The sequence below is a fragment of the Paracoccus sp. S-4012 genome (genome assembly GCF_009674885.1).
Lineage (GTDB): Bacteria > Pseudomonadota > Alphaproteobacteria > Rhodobacterales > Rhodobacteraceae > Paracoccus.
In genome coordinates this window covers 116,607-140,794 of record NZ_WKKA01000007.1, presented here as the reverse complement: position 1 = coordinate 140,794, position 24,188 = coordinate 116,607, and the positions used below count along the sequence as shown (strand labels likewise).

The 24,188-nt window shown below is 69.0% G+C and carries 26 protein-coding genes; 20 read left to right on the top strand and 6 right to left on the bottom strand.

The window, feature by feature from the left end:
* The first annotated feature begins 57 nt into the window (after positions 1-57).
* The 4 genes from GI374_RS11310 (at position 58) to GI374_RS11295 (ending at position 3,607) form a co-directional block, all read left to right on the top strand.
* The gene (locus tag GI374_RS11310; protein WP_154337177.1) at positions 58-513 is read left to right on the top strand and encodes a transcriptional repressor; all 456 of its coding nucleotides are present in this window, start codon (positions 58-60) and stop codon (positions 511-513) included.
* A complete protein-coding gene (locus GI374_RS11305; protein ID WP_154337176.1) occupies positions 510-1,262 on the top strand; it encodes a metal ABC transporter ATP-binding protein in 753 nt (250 codons plus the stop codon). Before GI374_RS11310 ends, GI374_RS11305 begins: the two co-directional genes overlap by 4 nt.
* Positions 1,262-2,059, top strand: a complete 798-nt coding sequence (locus GI374_RS11300) for a metal ABC transporter permease (protein WP_154337175.1) — start codon at positions 1,262-1,264, stop codon at positions 2,057-2,059. Before GI374_RS11305 ends, GI374_RS11300 begins: the two co-directional genes overlap by 1 nt.
* Before the next feature lie 144 nt (positions 2,060-2,203).
* Positions 2,204-3,607, top strand: coding sequence for an ammonium transporter (locus tag GI374_RS11295; protein ID WP_154337174.1), 1,404 nt, complete (start codon positions 2,204-2,206; stop codon positions 3,605-3,607).
* Between the two features lie 33 nt (positions 3,608-3,640).
* Here GI374_RS11295 and GI374_RS11290 read toward each other — a convergent pair whose 3' ends face one another.
* The 3 genes from GI374_RS11290 to GI374_RS11280 all read right to left on the bottom strand — a co-directional run bounded on the left by GI374_RS11290 (position 3,641) and on the right by GI374_RS11280 (position 4,882).
* Complete coding sequence (locus GI374_RS11290) at positions 3,641-4,144, bottom strand: MarR family winged helix-turn-helix transcriptional regulator (RefSeq protein WP_154337173.1); 504 nt, start codon at positions 4,142-4,144, stop codon at positions 3,641-3,643.
* Between the two features lie 94 nt (positions 4,145-4,238).
* Positions 4,239-4,523: a succinate dehydrogenase assembly factor 2 gene (locus GI374_RS11285; protein ID WP_229583114.1), complete on the bottom strand. Its 285-nt coding sequence runs from the start codon at positions 4,521-4,523 to the stop codon at positions 4,239-4,241.
* Positions 4,520-4,882, bottom strand: a complete 363-nt coding sequence (locus GI374_RS11280; protein ID WP_154337172.1) for a helix-turn-helix transcriptional regulator — start codon at positions 4,880-4,882, stop codon at positions 4,520-4,522. Before GI374_RS11280 ends, GI374_RS11285 begins: the two co-directional genes overlap by 4 nt.
* 126 nt (positions 4,883-5,008) lie before the next feature.
* Between GI374_RS11280 and GI374_RS11275 the strand changes: the two genes are divergently transcribed.
* Together GI374_RS11275 and GI374_RS11270 are read left to right on the top strand one after the other, a co-directional pair.
* Positions 5,009-6,211, top strand: coding sequence for a pyridoxal phosphate-dependent aminotransferase (locus GI374_RS11275; RefSeq protein ID WP_154337171.1), 1,203 nt, complete (start codon positions 5,009-5,011; stop codon positions 6,209-6,211).
* A 55-nt stretch (positions 6,212-6,266) separates the two neighbouring features.
* Entirely contained in the window at positions 6,267-6,650 is a 384-nt protein-coding gene (locus tag GI374_RS11270) for a host attachment family protein (protein WP_154337170.1), read from the top strand.
* Between the two features lie 49 nt (positions 6,651-6,699).
* On the opposite strand, the gene GI374_RS11265 is transcribed toward GI374_RS11270, so the two are convergent.
* Positions 6,700-6,930: a DUF1127 domain-containing protein gene (locus GI374_RS11265; protein ID WP_154337169.1), complete on the bottom strand. Its 231-nt coding sequence runs from the start codon at positions 6,928-6,930 to the stop codon at positions 6,700-6,702.
* Between the two features lie 210 nt (positions 6,931-7,140).
* Between GI374_RS11265 and GI374_RS11260 the strand changes: the two genes are divergently transcribed.
* Positions 7,141-8,028, top strand: coding sequence for a LysR substrate-binding domain-containing protein (locus GI374_RS11260; RefSeq protein WP_154337168.1), 888 nt, complete (start codon positions 7,141-7,143; stop codon positions 8,026-8,028).
* An 86-nt stretch (positions 8,029-8,114) separates the two neighbouring features.
* Here GI374_RS11260 and GI374_RS11255 read toward each other — a convergent pair whose 3' ends face one another.
* On the bottom strand, positions 8,115-8,897 hold the full coding sequence (locus GI374_RS11255; protein WP_154337167.1) for a 3-hydroxybutyrate dehydrogenase: 783 nt from the start codon (positions 8,895-8,897) through the stop codon (positions 8,115-8,117).
* Positions 8,898-9,166: 269 nt separating this feature from the next.
* Here GI374_RS11255 and GI374_RS11250 point away from each other — a divergent pair, with 269 nt between their 5' ends.
* The 3 genes from GI374_RS11250 to GI374_RS11240 all read left to right on the top strand — a co-directional run bounded on the left by GI374_RS11250 (position 9,167) and on the right by GI374_RS11240 (position 13,108).
* Positions 9,167-11,035, top strand: a complete 1,869-nt coding sequence (locus GI374_RS11250; RefSeq protein ID WP_154337166.1) for an extracellular solute-binding protein — start codon at positions 9,167-9,169, stop codon at positions 11,033-11,035.
* Between the two features lie 86 nt (positions 11,036-11,121).
* Complete coding sequence (locus tag GI374_RS11245) at positions 11,122-11,481, top strand: hypothetical protein (protein ID WP_154337165.1); 360 nt, start codon at positions 11,122-11,124, stop codon at positions 11,479-11,481.
* 268 nt (positions 11,482-11,749) lie between these two features.
* Entirely contained in the window at positions 11,750-13,108 is a 1,359-nt protein-coding gene (locus GI374_RS11240) for a DEAD/DEAH box helicase (RefSeq protein WP_370515291.1), read from the top strand.
* 33 nt (positions 13,109-13,141) lie between these two features.
* Here the strand turns inward: GI374_RS11240 and GI374_RS11235 are convergent, their stop codons facing one another.
* Positions 13,142-13,570: a VOC family protein gene (locus GI374_RS11235; RefSeq protein ID WP_154337164.1), complete on the bottom strand. Its 429-nt coding sequence runs from the start codon at positions 13,568-13,570 to the stop codon at positions 13,142-13,144.
* Positions 13,571-13,706: 136 nt separating this feature from the next.
* Here GI374_RS11235 and thyX point away from each other — a divergent pair, with 136 nt between their 5' ends.
* The 10 genes from thyX (at position 13,707) to GI374_RS11185 (ending at position 24,109) form a co-directional block, all read left to right on the top strand.
* A complete protein-coding gene (gene thyX, locus GI374_RS11230; protein WP_154337163.1) occupies positions 13,707-14,612 on the top strand; it encodes an FAD-dependent thymidylate synthase in 906 nt (301 codons plus the stop codon).
* A 4-nt stretch (positions 14,613-14,616) separates the two neighbouring features.
* On the top strand, positions 14,617-15,906 hold the full coding sequence (locus GI374_RS11225) for a hypothetical protein (RefSeq protein WP_154337162.1): 1,290 nt from the start codon (positions 14,617-14,619) through the stop codon (positions 15,904-15,906).
* Positions 15,907-15,985: 79 nt separating this feature from the next.
* Positions 15,986-18,271, top strand: coding sequence for a bifunctional salicylyl-CoA 5-hydroxylase/oxidoreductase (locus GI374_RS11220; RefSeq protein ID WP_154337161.1), 2,286 nt, complete (start codon positions 15,986-15,988; stop codon positions 18,269-18,271).
* 69 nt (positions 18,272-18,340) lie between these two features.
* Positions 18,341-19,072, top strand: a complete 732-nt coding sequence (locus GI374_RS11215; protein ID WP_154337246.1) for an SDR family NAD(P)-dependent oxidoreductase — start codon at positions 18,341-18,343, stop codon at positions 19,070-19,072.
* A gap of 2 nt (positions 19,073-19,074) precedes the next feature.
* Positions 19,075-19,557, top strand: coding sequence for a MarR family winged helix-turn-helix transcriptional regulator (locus GI374_RS11210; protein ID WP_154337160.1), 483 nt, complete (start codon positions 19,075-19,077; stop codon positions 19,555-19,557).
* Positions 19,554-20,378, top strand: a complete 825-nt coding sequence (locus GI374_RS11205) for an enoyl-CoA hydratase family protein (RefSeq protein WP_154337159.1) — start codon at positions 19,554-19,556, stop codon at positions 20,376-20,378. The genes GI374_RS11210 and GI374_RS11205 overlap by 4 nt, the downstream gene beginning before the upstream one ends.
* A gap of 52 nt (positions 20,379-20,430) precedes the next feature.
* Positions 20,431-21,588 carry an acyl-CoA dehydrogenase family protein gene (locus GI374_RS11200; RefSeq protein ID WP_154337158.1) on the top strand — a complete coding sequence of 386 codons (1,158 nt, stop codon included), beginning with the start codon at positions 20,431-20,433 and terminating at the stop codon, positions 21,586-21,588.
* A gap of 11 nt (positions 21,589-21,599) precedes the next feature.
* On the top strand, positions 21,600-22,022 hold the full coding sequence (locus GI374_RS11195; RefSeq protein ID WP_154337157.1) for a thioesterase family protein: 423 nt from the start codon (positions 21,600-21,602) through the stop codon (positions 22,020-22,022).
* Positions 22,019-22,429, top strand: coding sequence for a RidA family protein (locus GI374_RS11190; RefSeq protein ID WP_154337156.1), 411 nt, complete (start codon positions 22,019-22,021; stop codon positions 22,427-22,429). Before GI374_RS11195 ends, GI374_RS11190 begins: the two co-directional genes overlap by 4 nt.
* A gap of 45 nt (positions 22,430-22,474) precedes the next feature.
* Positions 22,475-24,109 (top strand): AMP-binding protein, encoded by a 1,635-nt coding sequence (locus GI374_RS11185; protein WP_154337155.1) that lies wholly within the window; start codon positions 22,475-22,477, stop codon positions 24,107-24,109.
* Positions 24,110-24,188 lie beyond the last annotated feature (79 nt).

Sequence of the window (24,188 nt, the reverse complement as noted above, 5' to 3'; positions counted from 1 at the left end):
CACACCAAGTATAATATAACATTCCGCGCGGCAACCCGCTGCCGCCAGAAAGCCGCCATGACCGAACCCGCCCTCCAGACCCGCGCCCTGATGGATGCCGAGGCGCATTGCCGCGCCCGTGGGCTGCAACTGACGCCCATACGCCGCCGCGTGCTGGAAATCCTGCTCGAGGAGGGCCGCGCGCTCGGCGCCTACGAGATCCTCGACCGCCTGCGCGCCGAGGGCCAGAAGAGCCAGCCCCCCGTTGCCTACCGCGCCCTCGACTTCCTCATGCGCCACGGCTTCGTCCACCGGGTCGAGACGCTCAACGCCTTTGTTGCCTGCAGCCACGGCGGCACCGGCCACGCGCCCGCCTTCCTGATCTGCCGCACCTGCCGCCGGGTGATCGAGACCCCCACCGAGACCCGCGGCGGCACGCTGGAGCAGGCCGCGGCGGGCGCGGGCTTCTCGATCGAATCGGCCGTGCGCGAGGCCGAGGGCCTCTGCGCCGACTGCCGGAGGGCCGCGGCATGACCCTGCCCGACCATGATCGGCTGCTGGAGCTGCGCCGCCTTTCGGTCGAGATCGAGGGCCGGCGGGTGCTCGACGGCGTCAATCTGACGCTGCGCCGGGGCGAGATCGTCACCATCGTCGGGCCGAACGGCTCGGGCAAGACGACGCTGATGCGGGCGATCATCGGCACCCTGCGCCCCTCCGCCGGCAGCGTCCAGCGGCAGCCGGGGTTGCGGATCGGCTATGTGCCGCAGCGGCTGGCGATCGACCCGACCATGCCGATGACCGTGGGCCGCTTCATGGCGCTGCCGCGCGGGCGCAGCCGCAGCGCGGTGGAAGCGGCGCTGGCCGAGGCCGGGCTGGCGGGCGCGGCGGGGCGGCAGATCACCGCGCTGTCCGGCGGGCAGCTGCAACGGGTGCTGCTGGCGCGCGCGCTGATGGACCGGCCGGACCTGCTGATTCTCGACGAGGCGACCGCCGGGCTCGACCAGCCCGCCGTCGCCGCCTTCTACGCCCGGATCGAGGCGGTCCGCGCCACGCAGGGCTGCGCCGTGCTGATGGTCAGCCACGATTTGCAAATCGTGATGCGCGCCTCCGATCACGTCGTCTGCCTCAACGGCCATGTCTGCTGCGAGGGCACGCCCGAGAGCGTGTCGTCCTCGCCCGCCTATCTGCGCCTCTTCGGCGCCGAGGGCGCCTCGACGCTGGCGCTCTACCGCCATCACCACAGCCACAGCCACGACCTGCCCCTGGACGAGGACGCCGCCTGATGCTCGACAGTTTCCTGCTGCGCGCGGCCCTCGCCGGGGTCGGCCTCGCGCTCGCCTGCGCGCCGCTCGGCTGCTTCGTCGTCTGGCGGCGGATGGCCTATTACGGCGACGCAACGGCCCATGCGGCGCTGCTGGGCGTGGCGCTGTCGCTGGCGCTGTCGGTGCCGCTGTTTCCGGCGGTGATCGTGGTGGCGCTGGCGATGGCGGCGGTGGTCGCGGGCATGTCGGGCCGCCACGCGCCCGATACGCTGCTGGGCGTGCTCTCGCATGGCGCGCTGGCCGCCGGGCTGGTCGCGGTGTCCTTCCTCGAGGGTGTGCGCTCGGACCTGATGGGCTATCTTTTCGGCGACATCCTCGCCGTCACCCGCGCCGACCTCGCGCTGATCTGGGGCGGCGCTGTGGTGGTCGGGGGGCTGATCGCCTGGCGCTGGTCGGCGCTGCTGCTCGCCACCCTCTCACCCGAGATGGCGGCCTCCGAGGGCATCAGCCCGCGGGCCGAGCAATGGGTGCTGAACATCGCGCTGGCGCTGGTCGTGGCGGCGGGCATCCGCATCGTCGGCGCGGTGCTGATCGGCGCCATGCTCATCATCCCCGCCGCCGCCGCACGGCCGCTGGCGCGCACGCCCGAGGCGATGGCGGTCGCGACGGCCGTGATCGGCAGTGCGGCGGCGCTGGGCGGGCTGGCCGGGGCGTGGCACCTCGACACGCCCGCGGGGCCGACGATCATCTGTGCCGCGGCGGTCCTGTTCGCGGTGACGAGCGCCGCCGCGGGCGTGAAGCGGCTTCTGCCCGCATAACGCGCCGCGCCGCCTCCAACTGCGCGAAAAAGCAGCATCGGCCATCTGCCGCCATGCGGCGCGGTGCCTGCGCTTTACCGCAGGCCCGGTCCGGGGCCGCATCGGGGTCTCCTCCCGGACCAACCACTGCTCAAGGGACATCCGATGCGCGCACCGATCTTCCAGCCAAGGCCGACCCTCGCCCTCCTCGCCCTCGCGGCCTTGGTCCTCGCCGGGCCAGCCGCCGCCCAGGCTGCGGCGCCGGTCCCCGACAAAGGCGACGCCGCCTGGGTGATGATCTCGGCGATCCTGGTGATGAGCATGACGCTGCCGGGCCTCGCCCTCTTCTACGGCGGGCTCGTGCGGGCGCGGAACGTGCTGTCGGTGCTGATGCAGGTGCTGACGGTGTTCTCGACCACGGCGCTGTTGTGGATCGCCTTCGGCTATTCGCTGGCCTTCACCGGCGCCGGAACGGCCGAGGACGCCGGCCCGCTCACTCCGTTCATCGGCGGCTTGTCGAAATCCTTCCTCGCCGGCGTCACGCCCCAGTCGCTGGCCGAGAGCTTCTCTGCCGGAGTCTTCATCCCGGAACTCGCCTTCGTCGTCTTCCAGATGGCCTTCGCCTGCATCGCCTGTGCGCTGATCGTCGGCGCCACGGCCGAGCGGATGCGCTTCGGCCCGATCCTCGCCTTCGTGACGATCTGGTTCTTCCTGGCCTACCTGCCGATGGCGCATATGGTCTGGTGGTGGGGCGGGCCGAGCGCCTTCGACGCGCCCTCGGGCTACCTCTTCGGCCACGGCGCGCTCGACTTCGCGGGCGGGACGGTGATCCACATCAACGCGGGCTTGGCCGGGCTGGTCGCGGCCTGGGCGGCCGGGCCGCGGCGCGGCTACGGGCGCGAGCAGCTGGCGCCGCACAACCTCTCGCTGACGCTCGCCGGGGGCTGCATGTTGCTAATCGGCTGGTTCGGCTTCAACGCCGGCTCGAACCTCGAGGCGAACGGACTGACGGCGCTGGCGATGCTCAACACCGCCGCCGCCGCTGCTGCCGGGGTGCTGGGCTGGAGCTTTACCGAATGGGCGCTGCGCGGGCACCCGTCGCTGCTGGGCGGCGTCTCCGGGGCGATCGCGGGGCTGGTCGGCGTGACGCCTGCGGCGGGCTTCGTCGGTCCGGTCGGGGCGATGGTCATCGGCCTCGCGGCGGGGGTGCTGTGCCTCTGGGGCGTGGTGCGGCTGAAGGCGATGCTGGGGATCGACGACAGCCTCGACGTCTTCGGCATCCACGGCATCGGCGGCATCGTGGGCGCGCTGCTGACGGGCGTCTTCGCGGCGCCCGCCCTCGGCGGGGCGGGGGTGTTCGACTACGCCGCCGGGGCCGTAGCCCCCTATTCGATGGGCGCGCAGCTCTGGGTGCAGTTGCTGGGGGTGCTGGTCTGCGTCCTCTGGTCGGGCGTCGTGTCCCTCGTCGCGATCAAGCTCGTCGGCGCGGTCGCCGGGCTGCGGGTCGGGACCACCGACGAGCAGCAGGGACTCGACATCACCACTCACGGCGAGAGCGCCTACAACTGACCCCTTCCCCGCCCCCCTCGGGGGCGGGTGCCCCTAGTAGATGTAGCGAATCTGGTCGGCCCAGTAGCGCTCGATCCGCCGCCACTGGCGGTTCACCGCGTCGAGCGGCGGGTCGTCCAGCACGCCGGAGAGGGCCAGCCCCTCGGCATGGCGCGAGAAGAGGGCGCCGATGACGTTGCGGACCTCGACTCCGCGCTGCGTCAGGCGGATCCGAACCGAGCGGCGGTCCACGTCCGAGCGCTCGTGGTGGACATAGCCCGTGGCCACCAGCTTCTTGAGATTGTAGCTGACGTTGCTGCCCTGATACATGCCGCGGCTCCGCAACTCGCCGGCCGAGACCTCGGCCGAGCCGAGATTGTAGAGGATCATCGCCTGCACCGGGTTCAACTCCTCCATGCCGAGCCGCTCGAACTCGTCCTTCACGAGATCGAGCTGCAGGCGGTGCAGACGCTCGATCAGGTGGAGCGCCTCGAAGTAGGCGCCGCGGTGATCGGCGTCCTCGTGGCGGGGGACGGCGTGGGGAAGGGGTGACAGCATCGGACAAGACCCTGCATTCGACCTGGTCCGGGCAGACTGCCAAAAACCTCCTGCCGTCCGGTTAACCGCGGGGCGGTTTCCGGGCCGAAATGCCTCAGTTTTTCCCGATTCTGTCGCTCGCCGCCGCCGAGATGCGGGCGATCAGGCCCGCATAAGGGGCGGGACAGCCCGTCTCGCCCCGGCTTTTGGCGATGATCCAGGCGTAGAGATCCTGGTCGTTCTCCTCCAGCATCCGGGCGTAAATATCGAGCGTGGGACCGTCCATCGTCGCCAGCTCAGCCTCCGCGAAGGGGCCGAGCAGCAGGTCCATCTCGCGCATGCCCCGGCGCCAGCTTCGCATCAGCAGCCGCTTGCGCGCCGGGTCCGACGCCGGCGTCATCCGAGCCGCGCCTCGATCCGGGACAGCCGCTCGGTCGCCTCGGCGACGAGCCGGCCGATGCTGCGCAGCTCGGCCGTGAGCTGGCCGGGGGCCGGCTCCGGCGACTCGGCCGGCGCGGTCCAGGGGCGCGGGCCGCCGCCCGTCATCAGCCAGATCAGCGGCACGCCCAGCATGCCCGCCAGCATCTGCAGCCGGTTCGCGCGCGGCGCGCTGTCGTCGGCCTCCCATGCGGCCAGCGTCCGGGTGCGCACGCCGAGGCGGGCGGCCGCGTCGCGCAGCGACAGTCCCGCCTGCTCGCGCGCAGCGGTGATGCGGTCGCCTAGCGTGGCCTTGTCGTCGCCGTAGAAGTCGCCTTCCATCGGTCCCTCCGTCCTTGTTTTCCGTGCGTTCGCTTGTCTGTTTGAGGCGCCGAGCCTAAGACATCGAGGCCGCGCCGCCCACCCCGTAAGGCCACGGCGGCTCATTTTCCCCGCACGGAGCCCCGCATGGCCTTCCTTTCCGACGCCGTCTCGCGCGTGAAACCCTCGCCCACGATCGCCATGACCGGCCGCGCCCGCGACCTCGCCGCCTCGGGGCGGGACGTGATCTCGCTTTCCGCCGGTGAGCCCGATTTCGACACGCCCGAGCATATCCGCGACGCGGCGAAGGCGGCGATTGACGCCGGGCACACGCGCTATACGGCGGTGGACGGCATCCCGGAGCTGAAGCAGGCGATCCGCGAGAAGTTCGCGCGGGAGAATGGGCTCGACTATGCGGTTGCCGAGATCACCGTAGGCACCGGCGGCAAGCAGGTCCTCTACAACGCGCTGATGGCGACGCTGAATCCGGGTGACGAGGTGGTGATCCCGGCGCCCTACTGGGTCAGCTACCCGGACATGGTGCTGCTGGCCGGGGGCGCACCGATCGTGGTCCAATGCGCGATGGCGCAGGGCTACAAGCTGGCGCCCGAGCAGCTCGAGGCCGCCATCACGCCGCGGACCAAGTGGGTGATGCTGAACTCGCCGTCGAACCCGACCGGCGCGGTTTACACCGCCGAGGAGTTGGGCGCGCTTGCGGAAGTGCTGGCGCGGCACCCGCATGTCTGGGTGATGACCGACGACATCTACGAGCACCTGACCTTCGACGGGCTGACCTTCGCCACCTTCCCCGCCGTCGCGCCGGCGCTGAACGACCGCACGCTGATCGTGAACGGCGTCAGCAAGGCCTATGCCATGACCGGCTGGCGGATCGGCTATGGGGCGGGGCCGGCCACGCTCATCAGGGCCATGGGGGTGCTGCAGTCACAGTCCACCTCGAACCCGAACTCCATCGCCCAGCATGCGGCGGTGGCGGCGCTCAACGGGCCGCAGGACTACATCGCCGAGAGCCGCGCGGTGTTCGAGCGGCGGCGCAACCTCGTCGTCGCGGGGCTGAACCAGTGCGAGGGGATCGACTGTCCGGTGCCGCAGGGGGCGTTCTACGTCTATCCCTCTATTGCCGGGCTGATCGGCAAGACCTCGGCCGCCGGCACGCGGATCACCGATGACGAGGCCTTCGCCAACGCGCTGCTGGAGGAGACCGGGGTCGCGGTGGTCTTCGGCGCGGCCTTTGGCCTCGGCCCGCATTTCCGCATCAGCTACGCCACCTCGGACGCCCAGCTGGAGGACGCGGTGGCGCGCATCCGCGGCTTCTGCGGCGGCTGCCGCTGAGGAACCGGCCCGGCAAGGCGGCGTTTCCCCGGCGAGTTCGGACAAGGAGACCGCCATGCTCGCCCACAAGGCCCTCGTCGTCGTCGCCGACGGCCACCGCGCCGTCCTGTTCCGCAACGTCGCGCGCCACGGCATCGAGCTCGAGGAGCAGGAGCAGATCACGCCCCAGAACCTGCAGGACGAAAGCCAGGGCCGCCAGCCCGAGGAGACGGTGCCGAAGGACGAGGACGAGGCGACCTTCGCCAAGCAGCTGACCGAGCGGCTGAACCTGATGGTGCTGCAACACAAGGTCGAGGAACTGGCGATCGTGGCGGACCCCTCGACGCTCGGGGTGATGCGCAAGCACTACCACAAGGAGCTTGAGGGGCGGCTGAAGAAGGAAGTGCCGAAGACGCTGACCTCGGCCTCGGGCGAGGAAATCGCGCGGGCGCTCGGCTGACGGGAGGGGCGGACGGGAGGCCGTCCGGGTCCGGGTGGCCCCTTTCGCCTCACCAGTGCGGCCCGCCGCGCAGGTTGTGGTCGAGCATACGGTTGCCATTGGCCTCGGGCGGAGCCTGATCGATGAGGCCAACGTCCTGCAGCAGATAGGCCGGGAGCCGGGCGATCTGAGCGCGCATGCGGCGGCGCAGCCGCCAGTCGCGGTGCGCGGTGAGCGTTACCACGACGGGCAGGCGGCGGACGACGCGGCCCGCGAGCGGCAGGGACGTGGGGGCGGTCATCGGCGGGCTCCTTTCTCGAATGCGACCGGGTTGCGCCCCGGCAGGCTCCGCCGGGCCGCGCCGACGGGCACGGCATCGCCGGTCCGGTTCTCGCCTGTTGCGAGAGTCCGGCCGCGTCGCGGCGGTGATTCCTTGATCGACGCCGCGACAATGCTACCCTTGCGGTAGAATCACCAACTCACCCTCGACTGGTCGCCATAAGGCAGGCTCATGTCGTTGCCCCCTCTTGCGGCGCTGCGGGTCTTCGAGGCCGCGGCGCGCCACCTGAACTTCACCGTGGCCGCGGGGGAGCTGGGGATGACGCAGGCCGCGGTCAGCCACCAGATCCGCCTGCTGGAGGGGCGGCTGGGCGCGCCCCTGTTCCTGCGTCGGCCGCGGGGCCTGGCGCTCACCGACCTCGGCGCGCGGCTCGCCTCGCCCACGACCGAGGCCTTTGACAGGCTGCGCGAGGTCTGGACGGACGGCGACCTGGCTTCGCGGCGGCTCGTCATCTCGACCTTCGTCAGCGTCGCCGCGAACTGGCTCGCGCAGCGAATCGGCCGCTTCCAGATGGCGCATCCCGAGCAGGAGGTGCGGCTGGAAAGCACCGACCACGTGGTCGATTTCGCCCGCGAGGAGGTGGACGTGGCGATCCGCCACGGCCGCGGCGACTGGCCGGGGCTGGTCGCGGTGAAGCTCTTCGACATGGTGTTCTCGCCGATGCTCTCGCCTGCGCGGCTGGCCGAGTGGGGCCCGCTGGAGCGGCCCGAGCAACTCGTGCCGCTGCCCTGGCTCGACAACGGCGATTTCATGTGGCGCACCTGGCTTGCCGCGGCCGGGATCGACGGGGACGGGCACCATGCGCCGACGCTTCCGCCCCTGGGCAATCAGGTCCACGACGCACGGGCGGCGATGGCGGGCGAGGGGGTGGCGCTGCTGACCCCGCGGTTCTTCCGCTTCGAGCTGGCGACCGGGGCGCTGGTTCAGCCGTTCCCGATCGTCGCGGGGCAGGGGACCGCCTGCTGGCTGGTCTATCCGTCAGCGCGCCGCAACCGACCGGCGATCCGGCAGCTGCGGCAGTTTTTGCTGGCGGAAGCGGCGGCGGACGGGGACGGGTAGGGCGGTGGCGGTGCGTGCGGAGCACGCACCCTACATTCAAAGGGTGCATAGGCTGTAGGGTGCGTGGTTTCCACGCACCGCCACCCTCACAACGCCGTCCACCCCCCGTCCACGCTGATCGTCGTCCCGGTGATCTGCGCCGCGGCCTCGCTGCACAGGAACACCGCCGTGCCGCCCATCTGCTCGACCGTGGCGAACTGGCCCGAGGGCTGGCGGGCCAGCATGACCTTGGCGATCACGTCCTCGCGGCTCATGCCGTGGGTCTTCATCTGGTCGGGGATCTGCTTCTCCACGATCGGAGTCAGCACGTAGCCGGGGCAGATGGCGTTGCAGGTGATGCCCTGTCCCGCGCATTCGAGCGCCGTGACCTTGGTCAGGCCGACGACCCCGTGCTTGGCCGCGACATAGGCGGACTTGTAGGGCGAGGCGGTCAGCCCGTGGGCCGAGGCGATGTTGACCACGCGGCCCCAGCCCCGCTCGCGCATCCCCGGCAGGGCTGCGGCGGTGCCGTGGAAGGCGGAGCTGAGGTTGATCGCGATGATCTGGTCCCAGCGTTCGACCGGGAACTCGTCGATAGGCGCGACGTGCTGGATGCCCGCGTTGTTGACGAGGATGTCGCAGCCGCCCGCCTCCTCGACCAGCCGCCGGCAGTCCTCGGCCCGGCTCATGTCGGCGGCGATGTAGCGGGCGGTGACGCCGAACTCGGCCGCGAGGTCGCGCGCGAGGGCGTGGTCCTCGTCGCGGTCGGTGAAGCTGTTGAGCACCACGTCCGCCCCGGCCTCGGCCAGAGACCGGGCAATGCCGAGCCCGATCCCCGAGTTCGATCCCGTGACCACCGCCCGCCTTCCGCCAAGCACCCGCTCCGCCATCTGCCGTCTCCCGTTTGCACTCTCGCCCTGCACCTTATAGCCGCCGCGCGGCACGGGAAGGGCGGGGCGGCGGAAAAAAAAGCGCCCGCACAAGGCGGGCGCAAGTCATGAGGCAGGTTTCATACAGGCAAGAAACCTATCGAGCAGTGCCCAAGCCTTACGCTTTTCCGCCAACCGGGCCAAGGGCAAATTGCGAAGCCTTTGACGCACGGGTAGTTTCGCGCGCACGCGCCGGTCACGAAGCGCGAGCGAGGCGAGAGGGCTAAGGCATGGCGCGAATCTTCAAATCTCCTGACATTCGCGCGATCGGCGGGGTTCCTGCGCTCCTCCTCACCGCCCTGATCGGTGTGGCCGCGATGCCGCGGGCAAGCCTCGCGGAGCCGTCGCATGGCATCGCGATGGTGGGCGAGCCCGCGCTTCCGGCCGACCTTGCGCACCTGCCCTATGCCGATCCCGAAGCGCCCAAGCGCGGGACGATTCGCCTCGCCGAGCCGGGCAGCTTCGATTCGCTGAGGCCCTGGGTGCTGAAGGGCAACCCGGTGATGCCGCTGTCGATCCAGCCGAATCTGGTGGTCGAGACGCTGATGCTGCGTTCGGTGGACGAGCCCTTCACGCTCTATTGCCTGCTCTGCGAGACGGTCGAGACAGACGCGGCGCGGAGCTGGGTCGAGTTCACGCTGCGGCCCGAGGCGCGCTTCTCGGATGGCAGCCCGGTCACGGTCGAGGACGTGATGTGGTCCTACGAGACGCTCGGGACCGAGGGGCATCCGCGCTACCTCGGCACCTGGGGCAAGGTCGCGGCGATGGAGCAGACCGGCGAGCGTTCGGTGCGCTTCACCTTCAACACCCCCGACCGCGAGCTTGCGCTGCTGATGGGGATGCGACCGATCCTCAAGAAAGCCCAGTGGGAGGGGCAGGATTTCACCGCGAGTTCGATGGAGGTGCCCATCGGCTCCGGCCCCTATGTCGTGGGCGCGGTCGATCCCGGACGTTCGATCAGCTTCCGCCGCAACCCGGACTACTGGGCCAGGGACCTGCCGCTGACGCAGGGGCTCAACAACTTCGACACCATCCGCTACGACTATTTTGCCGACAGCAACGCCATGTTCGAGGCCTTCAAGGCCGGCGAGATCGACATCTGGCGCGAGCAGAACGCCGCCCGCTGGGCGCGCGACTACGGCTTCCCGGCGGTGACCTCGGGCGCGGTGGTGAAGGAGGAGATCCCGCATCAGCGGCCCTCGGGGATCGTCGGGCTGGTGATGAACACCCGCAACCCGCTGTTCGCGGACTGGCGCGTGCGGCAGGCGATGATCGAGGCGTTCAACTTCCGCTTCATCAACGCCACGCTGACCGGGGGCGACGACCCTCGCATCACGTCCTATTTCGCCAACTCGCCGCTGGCGATGGACGAGGGGGCGGCGGAGGGGCGGGTGGCGGAGTTGCTGGCGCCATACGCGGCCGACCTGCCCCCCGGCACGCTGGAGGGCTACGCGCTGCCCGAGGGGTCCGAGCGCGCGCTCGACCGCTCCGGCATCCGCCGGGCGATCGCGCTGCTGGAGGAGGCGGGCTGGACGGTGCAGGACGGGGTGCTGAAGAACGCCGAGGGCCGCCCCTTCGCCTTCGAGATCCTGCTGAACCAGACCGGAAGCTCGATGCGCTCCTCCTCGGAGGTGCAGCAGATCGTGGACATCTACCTCGAGGCGCTGCGGCCCTTGGGGATGCAGGCGCAGGTCACGCTGCTCGACAGCGCGCAATATGTCGAGCGGACGAACAACTACCGGTTCGACATGACCTGGTACGAGCGCGCGCTGTCGCTCTCGCCGGGGAACGAGCAGACGCTCTACTGGGGCGCGCAGGGCGTGACCGAGCCGGGCAGCCGCAACTGGATGGGGATGAACGCGCCCGCCGCCGAGGCGATGATCGCGGCGATGCTGGGGGCGGAGACGGCCGGCGACTACACCGCCGCGGTGCAGGCCCTCGACCGGGTGCTGACGGCGGGACGCTACGTCATCCCGGTCGGCTTTCCGCAGGTCTCGCGCCTCGCCCGCAGCGCGCGGCTGGCCTATCCGGCGCAGGTGCCGCTCTATGGCGACTGGCCCGGCTGGATGCCGGATGCCTGGTGGTCCACGGCGCCCTGACCGGAACCCGGCCCCGCCTGCGCGGTTGACGCGGGGAGAGGCGCGGGGCGGCCCCCGCGCAACAGACGCAAGAAGGGCGTTCCGACATGAAATGGCAGCACGTGCAGGAGAACTGGGCGGCCTTCTCGGAGGCGATCCGGAGCCGCTGGCCCGATGCCGAGGAAGAGGTGCTCGAGGATATCGACGGCGACCAGCGCGCCTTTGTCGCCTATATCGCCGAACTCGAGCAGATCGAGCCGGTCGACGCGCGTGAGGAGGTCCGCGACTGGCTGACGGGCGAGATCCCCGCGGACGTCGTGATGGACCGCAGCCACGACAACCACTCGATCATGCTCTCGGCCAAGTATGTGGGCGAGGGCGAGGACGAGTCGGACGACGACGCCCGCTTCGGGGATGACGACCAGGTTCGCGGGGACGGCGACCGGACGGGGCGGATGCGCGAATGATCGGCGGCGCGCACCGCGGTTGTCCTTGACTTCCGGGCGCCCGCCCCTCATCTGTCCCCCGTCGCCGCCTGCTGCCGCGTGAGCAGCCGCGGGGGTTTTGCCCCGCCTTGGCCCGACACCTCACAGGTTCCCGTTTCACGCGTGGGTGCCAGCGGGCTTCGTATCACACGCCCGCGCCCCGACGCCTGCCGGATGCGCCATTCGCATCGGCGACAGCCGCTTGCGCCCGATACGGGGGCGGGGCGGCGACCGAAAGAATATTGAAGACATGAACGACATGACCATGACCCGCACCCGCCGCGCGCCGCGCCGTGGGGGCAAGCCGTTCGGAGCGGCGATCGAAGCCAACGCCGGCCGCCGCGCGCCCGCGCCCCCGCCGCTGGCCGAGGGCCCGTTCTACGAGATGGGCATCGACGCCCAAGTCTGCGCCAACCTGCCGCCGCTCGGCATGACCGAGCCGACGCCGATCCAGCGCGAGGCGATCCCCGCCATCGTCTCCGGCCGCGACCTGCTGGGCCTCGCCCAGACCGGCACCGGCAAGACCGCCGCCTTCGGCCTGCCGATGATCGAGCGGCTGCTGAAAGCGGGCGGGCGTCCGGCGCCGAAGACCGTGCGCGCGCTGATCCTCGCTCCCACGCGCGAACTGGCGACGCAGATCACCGCCAGCGTTGACTCCTACGCCCAGGGGACGCCCGTCCGCGCCTACCGCGTCGTCGGCGGCGCCTCGCTGAACGCACAGGCCGAGCGGCTCTCGCGCGGCGTGGATGTGCTCGTCGCGACGCCGGGCCGGCTGATCGACCTGATCGACCGCGGCGCCGTGGACCTCAGCCAGACCAGCTATCTGGTGCTGGACGAGGCCGACCAGATGCTCGACATCGGCTTCATCCACGCGCTGCGCCGCATCGCGCGGGTGCTGCCGAAGAACCGCCAGACGCTTCTGTTCAGCGCCACCATGCCGAAGCTGATGGAGGAGCTGGCCGACAGCTACCTGACCGATCCGGTCCGCGTGGCGGTGAACCCGCCCGGCAAAGCGGCCGAGAAGATCGCGCAGGGCGTCCACTTCGTGAACCAGGGCGACAAGGCGGCGCTGCTGGCCGAATATGTGGCCAAGCATCCCGGCGAGCTGGCGATCGTCTTCGGCCGCACCAAGCACGGCTCTGACAAGCTTTCGAAGCTGATGGAGAAGTGGGGCTTCTCGGTCGCCGCGATCCACGGCAACAAGAGCCAGGGGCAGCGCGAGCGGGCGCTTTCCGCGTTCCGCGCCGGGCAGACGCAGGTGCTGGTGGCGACCGACGTGGCGGCGCGGGGGCTCGACATCCCCGAGGTCGCGCATGTCTACAACTACGACCTGCCGAACGTCCCCGAGAACTACGTCCACCGCATCGGCCGCACCGCCCGCGCCGGCCGCGACGGCCGCGCCGTGGCCTTCTGCGCCCCGGACGAGTGGAGCGCGCTGAAGGACATCGAGCGGGCGATGAAGGCCGAGATCCCGGTCATCGGCGGCGAGCCCCCGGCCCGTCCCGAGCCGCCGCGGCGGAACGGCGGCGGCAACAAGCCGCAGCAGCGCAACCGCCCGGCGGGGCGGCCCTCGCGGGCGCCGAAATCCGCGCAGCGGGCGCGGGGCTGAGACAGGAAAGGGCGCCGAGAGGCGCCCTTTTGCTTACCAGTGGCCGGTGTTCCCCATGCTGGCCCAGGGCTCCTGGGGCGGCAGCCGCTCGCCCTTCTGCAGAAGCTCGACCGACACGTTGTCGGGGCTGCGGATGAAGGCCATGTGGCCGTCGCGCGGGGGGCGGTTGATCGTCACCCCGTTCTCCATCAGGTGCTGGCAGGTGGCGTAGATGTCGTCCACTTCATAGGCCAGATGCCCGAAATGGCGGCTGTCCGAGGGCAGGCCCTCGTCCCCGTCCCAGTTGTAGGTCAGCTCCACCGGCGTCTCCGGCTGGCCGGGTGGGGCCATGAAGACCAGCGTGAAGCGGCCCTTCTCGTCGTCCCTCCGGCGGGTCTCCTCGAGGCCCAGCAGCCGGTAGAAGGCCATCGATTTCTCGAGGTCCTTCACGCGGACCATGGTGTGCAGGTAGCGGATCGTCATGCGGGCCCCCTTGGCGGTCGGTTCGCGCCGATCCTGCCACGCCGCGGCCGCCGGTGCCACCGCGAGAACGCCACCGCCCGTTGCGCGAACCCCGGCCATGATCCACAAGATGTGGAAAGCAGACAGGAGGCGCGCGATGACCCTGACCCCCGAACAGCAAGCCGAGATCGAGGCCTCCCGCGCCGCGCCCCGCCCCACGCTGCGGCCCGTCAGCCCCGGCATGGAGGCGCGCCTCTACACCGCGCATCCGGTCCTCGACCACGGCTTCGTGCGGGTCATCGACTACATGGGCGATGATTCGGCCATCGTGCAGGCGGCGCGGGTCAGCTACGGGGCCGGCACCAAGAAGGTCAGCGACGATGCCGGGCTGATCCGCTACCTGATGCGGCACTGGCACTCGACCCCGTTCGAGATGTGCGAGGTCAAGTTCCACGTCAAGCTGCCGGTCTTCGTGGCCCGGCAGTGGATCAGGCACCGCACCGCCAATGTGAACGAATATTCCGCCCGCTATTCGATCCTCGAGCGCGAGTTTTACACGCCCTCGCCCGAGCATCTGGCGGCGCAATCCTCGGTCAACCACCAGGGCCGCGGCGCCGTGCTGGAGGGGGCGGAGGCGGCGCGGGTGCTGGACCTGCTGCGCGAGGACGCGACGCGGGCCTATGACCATTACGAGGCGATGCTGTCCACAGACGGCCAGCAGGGCCTCGCGCGGGAGCTGGCGCGGATGAACCTGCCGGCCTCGGTCTATACCCAGTGGTACTGGAAATGCGATTTGCACAACCTGTTCCACTTCCTGCGCCTGCGCGCCGACGCCCACGCGCAATGGGAAATCCGCGCCTATGCCGAGGTGATGGGACAGATCGTCGCCGACTGGGTCCCGGCGGCACATGCGGCGTTCGAGGATTACCGGCTGGGCGGGGTGCAGTTGTCCGCGAAGGGGGTGGAGGTGATACGGCGGCGGCTGCGCGGGGAGGCGGTCACGCAGGAGACGAGCGGGATGAGCAAGGGTGAATGGCGCGAGTTTGAGGGGGTGTGGGGGTGAGGAGGTGATTAGTTGGCAAGACAAGAACTCAGCTAAAGTAATTCTGCATGGTTTATCGCAGAGCCGTACCATCAATGATGATGGATCGACCTCCTTCAGTCGGTTTGGCGGCGACGACTACTGGATCGAACTCCTCAAGACAGCAGTTCGGGATTCACAAGTGACGGGGTTTATCCACGAGACTGCCATTAAGCGCGCTTCGCGGCGCGTCCAGGAGCCAACGCCTGATCAATTCATCGCGCTCTATACAGAGGAACGAAAGAAGCTGCGCGGGAAAAAGCTTCCGTACCTTGTCGCATTTTCGATATGGGGGAAAACGGGGATCTTGAAGCCTCCTCTACCTGTCTTGGATCAGAGGGTAACGTTCTTCCCGGAGATATCCGGTGACGTTTCTGCTGCGATTGAGAGGGAGCGCGAGCGCATCCGACATGAGTCGAAGTATCTGTTTGAAACAATCTTTTCCGATCATCCGAGCTATGAAACTATCGTAGCAAAGGTGTACGCTAACGCCCCGGAAGACGCCTTTGAGCGTGCCTACAAGACCATCGCCATGATTATCGGTTGCACAACATTTGTGGACGGCTCCGAGTCCTTTGACATTTTCGGAAAGTCGGTCCACAAGCCCTCGCTGCAACTGTTGATCGGCCCGCAGTCCACGGTGCACAACCTGGCTGGTCAATCCGCTTACGAGGGTTTCTGGTATACCGAGTGGGTGCCGAAGAGACGCTTGCCTGCACAGCCTCTGGAAGAGAGGATATCGAGCGTAACAGCGGAGGTCGGCAGAGTTCTGGATGCCGTAGTTCAGTCGTGTTGGCGAGAAAAATGTGAGGCGGCGCTCCTCTTGTACTATGATGCATTCAGCGAACATCAGTCATCTAAGTCCATCTTTTCAGGATGGCGGTTGCTGGAGGTGATTGCTGGCGGGCAGGAGGAAAAGTCAGACGTTCTTATCAGGCGTGTCGCGTCGTTCTATTCGGATAGCCATGTTGCTGAGATCGTGGGGCTTCACCTCCGAGCTAGGCGGAACAGCGCGACACATGGTGAAAACTGGACCTTGGGCGTCAATGATACTTGTATCAGTCAACTGCGGAACCTGATCCGGCCGATGCTGGGAAATTTCCTGATCAATCCTCAAGGCTTTCACTCAACCGGCGAGTTCTGGAAATTCTGTGATGCAACGCGGAATCTTGACACGCTTGATGCGACGGAGCGGATACTGCACGCGGCTCGACAGCGACAGAAAGCTTTGGCTAAGCCGCAGTCAGACGCAGCGGTCGAGGTGCTGCCCGCCTAAACTTCAAGCTTGAAACATCCCCCCTCCCCGTGCCACAACCTCTCCCACCACACACGCGCCATGCGCGAGGGAGAGACGGATGAAGGTTCTGTGCCTGGGAGGAGGGCCTGCGGGGCTCTATTTCGCCATCAGCATGAAGCTGCGCGACCCGGCCCATGAGGTCACGGTGATCGAGCGCAACCGCGCCAACGACACCTTCGGCTGGGGCGTGGTCCTCAGCGACGACGCGCTCGAGCGGATGCAGAAGAACGACCCCAAGTCCACCGACGCGATCCGCGACAGCTTCATCTACTGGGACGATATCGCCGTCGTGAAGGAGGGCGAGCGGATCGTCTCGGGCGGGCACGGTTTCGCCGGGCTCGGCCGCAAGCAGATGCTGGTCCTGCTGCAGGCGCGCGCCCGCGAGCTGGGCGTCGAGATGCGCTTCGAGACCGAGTTCAAGTCGGCCGAGGAATACCGCCAGGACTACGACCTCGTGGTCGGCGCCGACGGCATCAACAGCCGCGTGCGGGCGGAATATGCCGACGTCTTCAAGCCCGACATCGACACCCGGCTGTGCAAGTTCATCTGGCTCGGCACGCATCAGAACTTCAACGACGCCTTCACCTTCATCTTCGAGAAGACCGACGCCGGCTGGATGTGGGCCCATGTCTACCAGTTCGACGAGAACACCGCGACCTTCATCGTCGAGACGACGCAGGAAGTCTGGGACCGCATGGGCTTCGAGCACATGACCAAGGAGGAGACGGTCGAGACCTGCCGCAAGGTCTTCGAATCGCATCTCGGCGGGCATGAGCTGATGTCGAACGCGGCGCATCTGCGCGGCTCGGCGGTGTGGATGAACTTCCCGCGCGTGATCTGCGAGAAGTGGTGGCACGAGAACGTCGTGCTGATGGGCGACGCTGCGGCGACAGGGCATTTCTCGATCGGCTCCGGCACGCGGCTGGCCTTCGACAGCGCGATCGCGCTCGCCGACTACCTGCACAGCGAGCCGACGATGGAGGCCGCCTTCGTCCGCTACCAGGAGGAGCGGCGCTTCGAGGTGCTGCGGCTGCAGTCGGCGGCGCGCAACTCGCTCGAGTGGTTCGAGGAGGTGGAGCGCTACCTCGGCTTCGACCCGGTGCAGTTCAACTACTCGCTGCTGACCCGCAGCCAGCGCATCAGCCACGAGAACCTGCGCCTGCGCGACCCCGCATGGCTCGGCAGCGCCGAAGACTGGTTCCAGAAGCAGGCCGGCGGCGAGCCCGGCCGCGCGCCGATGTTCGCGCCCTTCAAGCTGCGCGACATGGAGCTGAAGAACCGCGTCGTCGTCTCGCCCATGGCGCAGTACAAGGCGGTCGACGGGACGCCGACCGACTGGCACCTCGTCCATCTGGGCGAGCGCGCGAAGGGCGGCGCGGGGCTGGTCTATACCGAGATGACCTGCGTCTCGCCCGAGGGCCGCATCACCCCCGGCTGCCCGGGCCTCTACGCGCCCGAGCATGAGGCGGCGTGGAAGCGGATCGTGGACTTCGTCCATGCCGAGAGCGACGCGAAGATCTGCTGCCAGATCGGCCATTCCGGCCGCAAGGGCTCGACCGGGCTCGGCTGGGACGGGGCCGAGAAACCGCTGAAGGAGGGCAACTGGCCCCTGATCTCGGCCAGCGCGATCCCGTGGGACGAGGACGCCGACACGCCGAAGGAAATGGACCGCGCCGACATGGACATGGTCCGCGACGAGTTCGTGGAGGCGACGAAGATGGCCGCGCGCTGCGGCTTCGACATGGTCGAGCTGCACGCCGCCCACGGCTACCTGATCTCGAGCTTCATCAGCCCGGCCTCCAACCGGCGGACCGACGAGTATGGCGGCAGCCTCGAGAACCGGCTGCGCTACCCGCTCGAGGTCTTCCGCGCCATGCGCGAGGCCTGGCCGGCCGAGAAGCCGATGTCGGTGCGGATCAGCGCCAACGACTGGCTGGGCGACGAGGGCGTGACCCCCGAGGAGGCGGTCGAGATCGCGCGCGCCTTCCACGAGGCAGGCGCGGACATCATCGACGTCTCGGCCGGGCAGACCAGCCCCGACGCGAAGCCAGTCTATGGCCGCATGTTCCAGACGCCCTTCAGCGACCGCATCCGCAACGAGCTGGGCATCCCCACCATGGCGGTCGGCAACATCTACGAGCCGGATCATGTGAACTCGATCCTGATGGCCGGCCGGGCGGACCTCGTGTGCCTCGCGCGGCCGCATCTGGCGGACCCCTACTGGACGCTGCGGGCGGCGACGGCGCTGGGCGACCGCGGGACGAAATGGCCCGACCCCTACCGCGCCGGCGGGTCGCAGGCGCGGCGGCTGCGGGAGCGCGAGCAGGAGCAAATCCGGGTGTGACAAAGGCCGGGGGCTTCGCGCCCCCGGACCCCCGCGGGATATTTTCGGACAGAAGAAGGGGCGGGCGTGCTGGAAGGTCGGTCGGTTCTCATCACGGGTGGCGGGACGGGCGTCGGTGCGGACCTCGCCCGCGGCTTTGCCGCGGCGGGCGCGCGGGTCGTGATCGCCGGGCGGCGGCGCGGGCCGCTGGATGCGGTAGCGGCGAAGACCGGGGCCGCGGTTGTCGAGGCTGACGTCACCGATGAGGCATCGGTCGCGGCCATGTTCGACGCGGCCGGTTCCTGCGACATCGTCATCGCCAATGCCGGCGCCTCGATCAGCGCACCCTTCGGCAAGGTCTCGCTCGACCAGTGGAACGCCATGATGGCAGTGAACCTCACCGGGGTATTCCTGACCTTCCGCGAGGGTCTCGCCCGGATGCAGGACTGGGGGCGGCTGATCGCCGTCGCCTCCACCGCCGGTCTGAAGGGCTACGCCTATGTCGCGCCCTATGCGGCCGCCAAGCACGGCACCGTGGGCCTCGTTCGCAGCCTCGCGCAGGAAGTGGCGCGGCGCGCGGTGACGGTGAACGCCCTCTGCCCCGGTTTCCTCGACACCGAGATGACCGAACGCTCGATCGCCAACATCATGGAGACGACCGGCCGCTCGGAGGAGGAGGCGATGCGGGCGCTGACCACGACCAACCCGCAGCGGCGGTTGATCCGGCCGGAGGAGGTCACGGCCGCGGCGCTGTGGCTCTGCGGTGCCGGCGCCGAGGGCGTGAACGGTCAGGCCATCGCCATTGCCGGAGGGGAGGTCTGACGATGGACGGACCAGGGAATTCCGAGGCGCGCGAGAGCCTCACCAAGCGCCGCCTGCGCCTCTGGCTGCGGATGCTGACCGTCACCCGCGCCACCGAGGCGGGCCTGCGGGGCTACCTGCGCGAGCAGCACGGCACCACGCTGCCGCGCTTCGATGTCATGGCGGCGCTGTGGCGGCGGGGCGAGGCGATCCCGATGGGCGAGCTGAGCCGGATGCTGCTGGTCAGCAACGGCAACGCCACCGACGTGGTCGGCCGTCTGGAGAAGGAGGGGCTGGTGCAGCGCACCCCCTGCACCGAGGACCGCCGCACCGTTCGCGTCACGCTGACCGAGGCGGGCCGTGCGCAGTTCGAGGGCATGGCGAGCGGGCACGAGGCGGAACTCTCGCGGCTCTTCGGGGCGCTGAACCTTGACGACCTCGAGACGATGCGGGCGATCCTGCGGAAGGTCTCGCCGCAGATGGACGGAGCGAAGGAGAAGGCATGAGCTTCAACGGCACCAGCATGGCGGGCCATCAGCCGCGGCATTTCCTGTGGCAGGCGCAGGACCGCATCGCCACGATCCGGCTCGACCGGCCCGACCGGAAGAACCCTCTGACCTTCGAGAGCTACGCCGAGTTGCGCGACACCTTCCGCGCGCTCGCCTACGCCGACGACATCGACGCGGTGGTCTGGGCCTCGAACGGCGGCAACTTCAGCTCCGGCGGCGATGTCCATGACATCATCGGCCCCCTGGTCGGCATGGACATGAAGGACCTGCTGGCCTTCACCCGCATGACCGGCGATCTGGTCAAGGCGATGATCCATTGCGGCAAGCCGATCATCTCGGCGGTGCAGGGCGTCTGCGTCGGCGCCGGCGCGATCGTCAGCATGGCCTCGGACCTGCGGCTCGCCGCGCCGGACGCGAAATGCGCGTTCCTCTTCACCCGCGTCGGCCTCGCCGGCTGCGACATGGGCGCCTGCGCCATGCTGCCGCGCATCATCGGGCAGGGGCGGGCGGCGGAGCTCCTCTATACCGGGCGCAGCTTCGATGCCGACGAGGGCCTCGCCTGGGGCTACTGGAACGCGGTGCATCCGGCGGAAGCGCTGGAGGCCGAGGCGCTGAAGCTGGCCCAGCGGATCGCCGCCGGGCCGACCTTCGCGCATGGGATCACCAAGACCCAGCTGAACCAGGAATGGAACATGAGCCTCGACCAGGCGATCGAGGCCGAGGCGCAGGCGCAGGCGATCTGCATGCAGACCCGCGACTTCGAGCGCGCCTACCGGGCGTTCGTTGCCAAGGAGAAGCCGGTTTTCGAGGGCGACTGAAGGCCGGGGGCGCTGCCCCCGGACCCCCGGGATATTTGGATCAAGGCAAAGCATGGATCGCAGCTTTCTTGACTGGCCGTTCTTCGAGGAGCGGCACCGCGAGTTCCAGCAGGGGCTCGACGCGTGGTGCGCGCGCGAGCTGGGCCATGTGGATCACGGGGACGCCGACGCCGCCTGCCGCGATCTGGTGACGCGTCTTGGGCGCGATGGCTGGCTGCAGCCCACCGGCGCCGGCGAGGGCGAGCGGCTGGACGTCCGCACCCTCTGCCTCGCGCGCGAGACGCTGGCGCGGCATGACGGGCTCGCGGATTTCAGCTTCGCCATGCAGGGCCTCGGCATGGGGGCGATCAGCCTCTTCGGCTCGCCCGCGCAGCGCGAGTGGCTGGAGCGGACCCGCTCGGGCGAGGTCATGGCGGCGTTTGCCCTGACCGAGCCGGGGGCGGGGTCGGACGTGGCCTCGACCGCGACCACGGCGCGGCGCGAGGGGGATTCCTGGGTTCTGAACGGCGAGAAGACCTATATCTCGAACGGCGGCATCGCGGGCGTCTATGTCGTCTTCGCCCGCACCGGCGAGGCGCCGGGCGCGAAGGGCCTCTCGGCCTTCCTCATGCCGGGCGACGCCGAGGGGCTGGAGGTCGTCAGCCGCATCGACGTGATGGCGCCGCATCCGCTCGCGCATCTGCGGCTCAACGGTGTGCGGCTCCCCGCGGAGGCGCTGATCGGTGAGGCGGGCAGCGGCTTCAAGGTCGCCATGTCGGTGCTCGACGTGTTCCGCTCGACCGTGGGCGCCGCGGCGCTGGGCTTCGGGCGTCGGGCGCTCGACGAGGCGTTGAGCCGCGCGCTGCGGGTTCGGGCCGATGGCGGACGGCTGGCGGATTTCCAGATGGTGCAGGGGCACCTCGCCGACATGGCGCTGAAGATCGACGCCGCCGCGCTGCTGGTCTACCGCGCCGCCTGGACCAAGGACATGGGCGCCGCCCGCGTCAGCCGCGAGGCGGCGATGGCGAAGCTCTATGCCACCGAGGCGGCCTCCAAGGTCATCGACATGGCGGTGCAGCTGCATGGCGGCGACGGGGTGCGGGTGGGCGAGACGGTCGAGAGCCTTTATCGCGAGATCCGGGCGCTGCGGATCTACGAGGGCGCGAGCGACGTGCAGCGGGTGGTGATCGCGCGCGCGGTGCTCGACGCCCACGCGGCGGCCAGAGCTTGAGGGAGACCCGGATGCCCTACCGCCGCACCGTCCAGATCGAGTTCAACCACTGCGATCCCGCGAAGATCGTCTTCTATCCGCGCTTCCTCGAATTCGCGAACCACGTGGTCGAGAACTTCTTCGCCGACGTGGTCGGGCGCAGCTACCGCCGGATCATGGACGATGGCGACGGGCTGCCCACGGTGCACCTGGAATGCGACTTCCGCATTCCGTCGAGCCTTGGCGACAAGGTGGAACTGACCCTGCGCGTGGTCGCTGTCGGCCGAGCCAGCCTCGACGTGAATATCGAAGGGCGTGGCGAGGGCGAGGACGCCCTACGGTTCACCATCAACAAGCGGCTGGTCTGGATCGACGGCCGTGCAATGAAATCGGCGCCGTGGCCGGACGAGGTCCGGGCGCGGCTCATCGAGGCACAGAAGGAGGACGCGGCATGAACGACGTGAGCCCGCACGAGTTTCTCAATCCCGAAGGCTGGAAGCCGGCAATCGGCTATGCCAACGGCGTCGCGGCCAGCGGCCGGATGGTCTTTCTCGGAGGCCTGATCGGCTGGAACGGCCAGCAGGAGTTCGAGACCGACGACCTGATCGAGCAGATCGACCAGACCCTCGCCAATATCGTCACGGTGCTGGAGGCGGCGGGCGGACGCCCCGAGCATCTCGTGCGGCTGACCTGGTACATCACCGACAAGCGCGAGTATCTCGACCGGCTGCGCGAACTTGGCGCCATCTACCGCAAGAATCTCGGCAAGCACTTCCCGTCGATGGCCATGATTCCTGTTGCGGAACTGATCGAGGATCGGGCCAAGGTCGAAATCGAGGCGACCGCCGTCATTCCGGACTGATACCCGGCCGGTCGTGCCGGGAGCCCTTGGGGAGGGGGCAGCAGGATGAAGAACGAACCGCTCGGGCCGTCGGGCCATGTGGACAGCTTCACGCGCGACAACCTGCCGCCCGCGGAGCTGTGGCCGGAGCTGCGCCTCGGCGACTTCCGTTATCCCGAGTGGCTGAACGCCGGCTACGAGCTGACCGACGCCATGGTCGCCAAGGGCTTCGGCGACAACGTGGCGCTGATCGGCAATGGCCGGCAGCGGACCTACAAGGAACTCAGCGACTGGACCAACCGCATCGCCCATGCGCTGGTCGAGGACTACGGCGTCAAGCCGGGCAACCGGGTGCTGATCCGCTCAGCCAACAACCCGGCGATGGTGGCGTGCTGGCTGGCCGCGACCAAGGCCGGGGCGGTGGTCGTCAACACCATGCCGATGTTCCGCGCGGGCGAGCTGCTGAAGATCGTGGAGAAAGCCGAGATCAAGTTCGCCCTGTGCGACACCCGGCTGATGGAGGAACTGGTCGAGGCGACGCGCCGCTCGGACATCCTCGAGACGGTCGTGGGCTTCGACGGCAGCGCCAACCACGACGCCGAGCTCGATCGCGTGGCGCTGGGCAAGCCGGTGCGTTTCGACTGCGTGCGGACCGGCCGCGACGATGTGGCGCTGCTGGGCTTCACCTCGGGCACGACCGGCGCGCCCAAGGCCACGATGCATTTCCATCGCGACATTCTCACGATCGCGGATGGCTATGCGAAGGAGGTGCTGAACGTCACCTCTGACGATGTGTTCGTGGGCAGCCCGCCCTTGGCCTTCACCTTCGGCCTCGGCGGCCTGGCGGTGTTCCCGCTGCGTTTCGGCGCCACCGCGACGCTGCTCGAGAACGCCAGCCCGCCGAACATGATCGAGATCATCCAGAAGCACCGCGCCACAATCTGCTTCACGGCGCCGACCGCCTATCGCGCGATGCTGAACGCGATGGAGGAGGGGGCGGACCTCGGCTCGCTCCGCGCCGCCGTGAGCGCGGGCGAGACGCTGCCGGCGCCGGTCTACGAGGACTGGATCAGGAAGACCGGGCGGCCGATCCTCGACGGCATCGGCTCGACCGAGATGCTGCACATCTTCGTCACCAACCGCTTCGACGACCACCATCCCGGCTCCACCGGTCGCCCCGTGACAGGCTATGAGGCGAAGATCGTGGACGAGGCCGGCAACGAGCTGCCCCGCGGCGAGATCGGGCGCCTCGCCGTGAAGGGTCCGGTCGGCTGCCGCTATCTCGCCGACGAGGAGAAGCAGCGGCAATATGTCCAGAACGGCTGGAACCTGACCGGCGACGTGTTCCACCAGGACGAGGAGGGCCGCTTCCACTTCGCCGCGCGCACCGACGGCATCATCCTCTCGGCCGGCTACAACATCGCCGGGCCGGAGGTCGAGGCCGCGCTGCTCTCGCACCCGGCCGTCGCCGAATGCGCCGTGGTCGGCGCCCCCGACGAGCAGCGCGGACATATCGTGCAGGCGCATGTGGTGCTGAAGCCCGGCTTCGAGGGCGACCGGCTGATGGTCCGCGACATCCAGGACCATGTGAAGATGACCATCGCGCCCTTCAAATATCCCCGCAGCGTGATCTTCACCGAGGCGCTGCCCAAGACCGAGAGCGGCAAGATCCAGCGGTTCCGGTTGAAGGAGGCGGGGTAAGGGCCCGAGCTGTCCGAGGGTTGCGGGCGTCGGATCTGGATATTTGAGGACAGAAGAAGGGGAAGGGAGATGGCGGAGG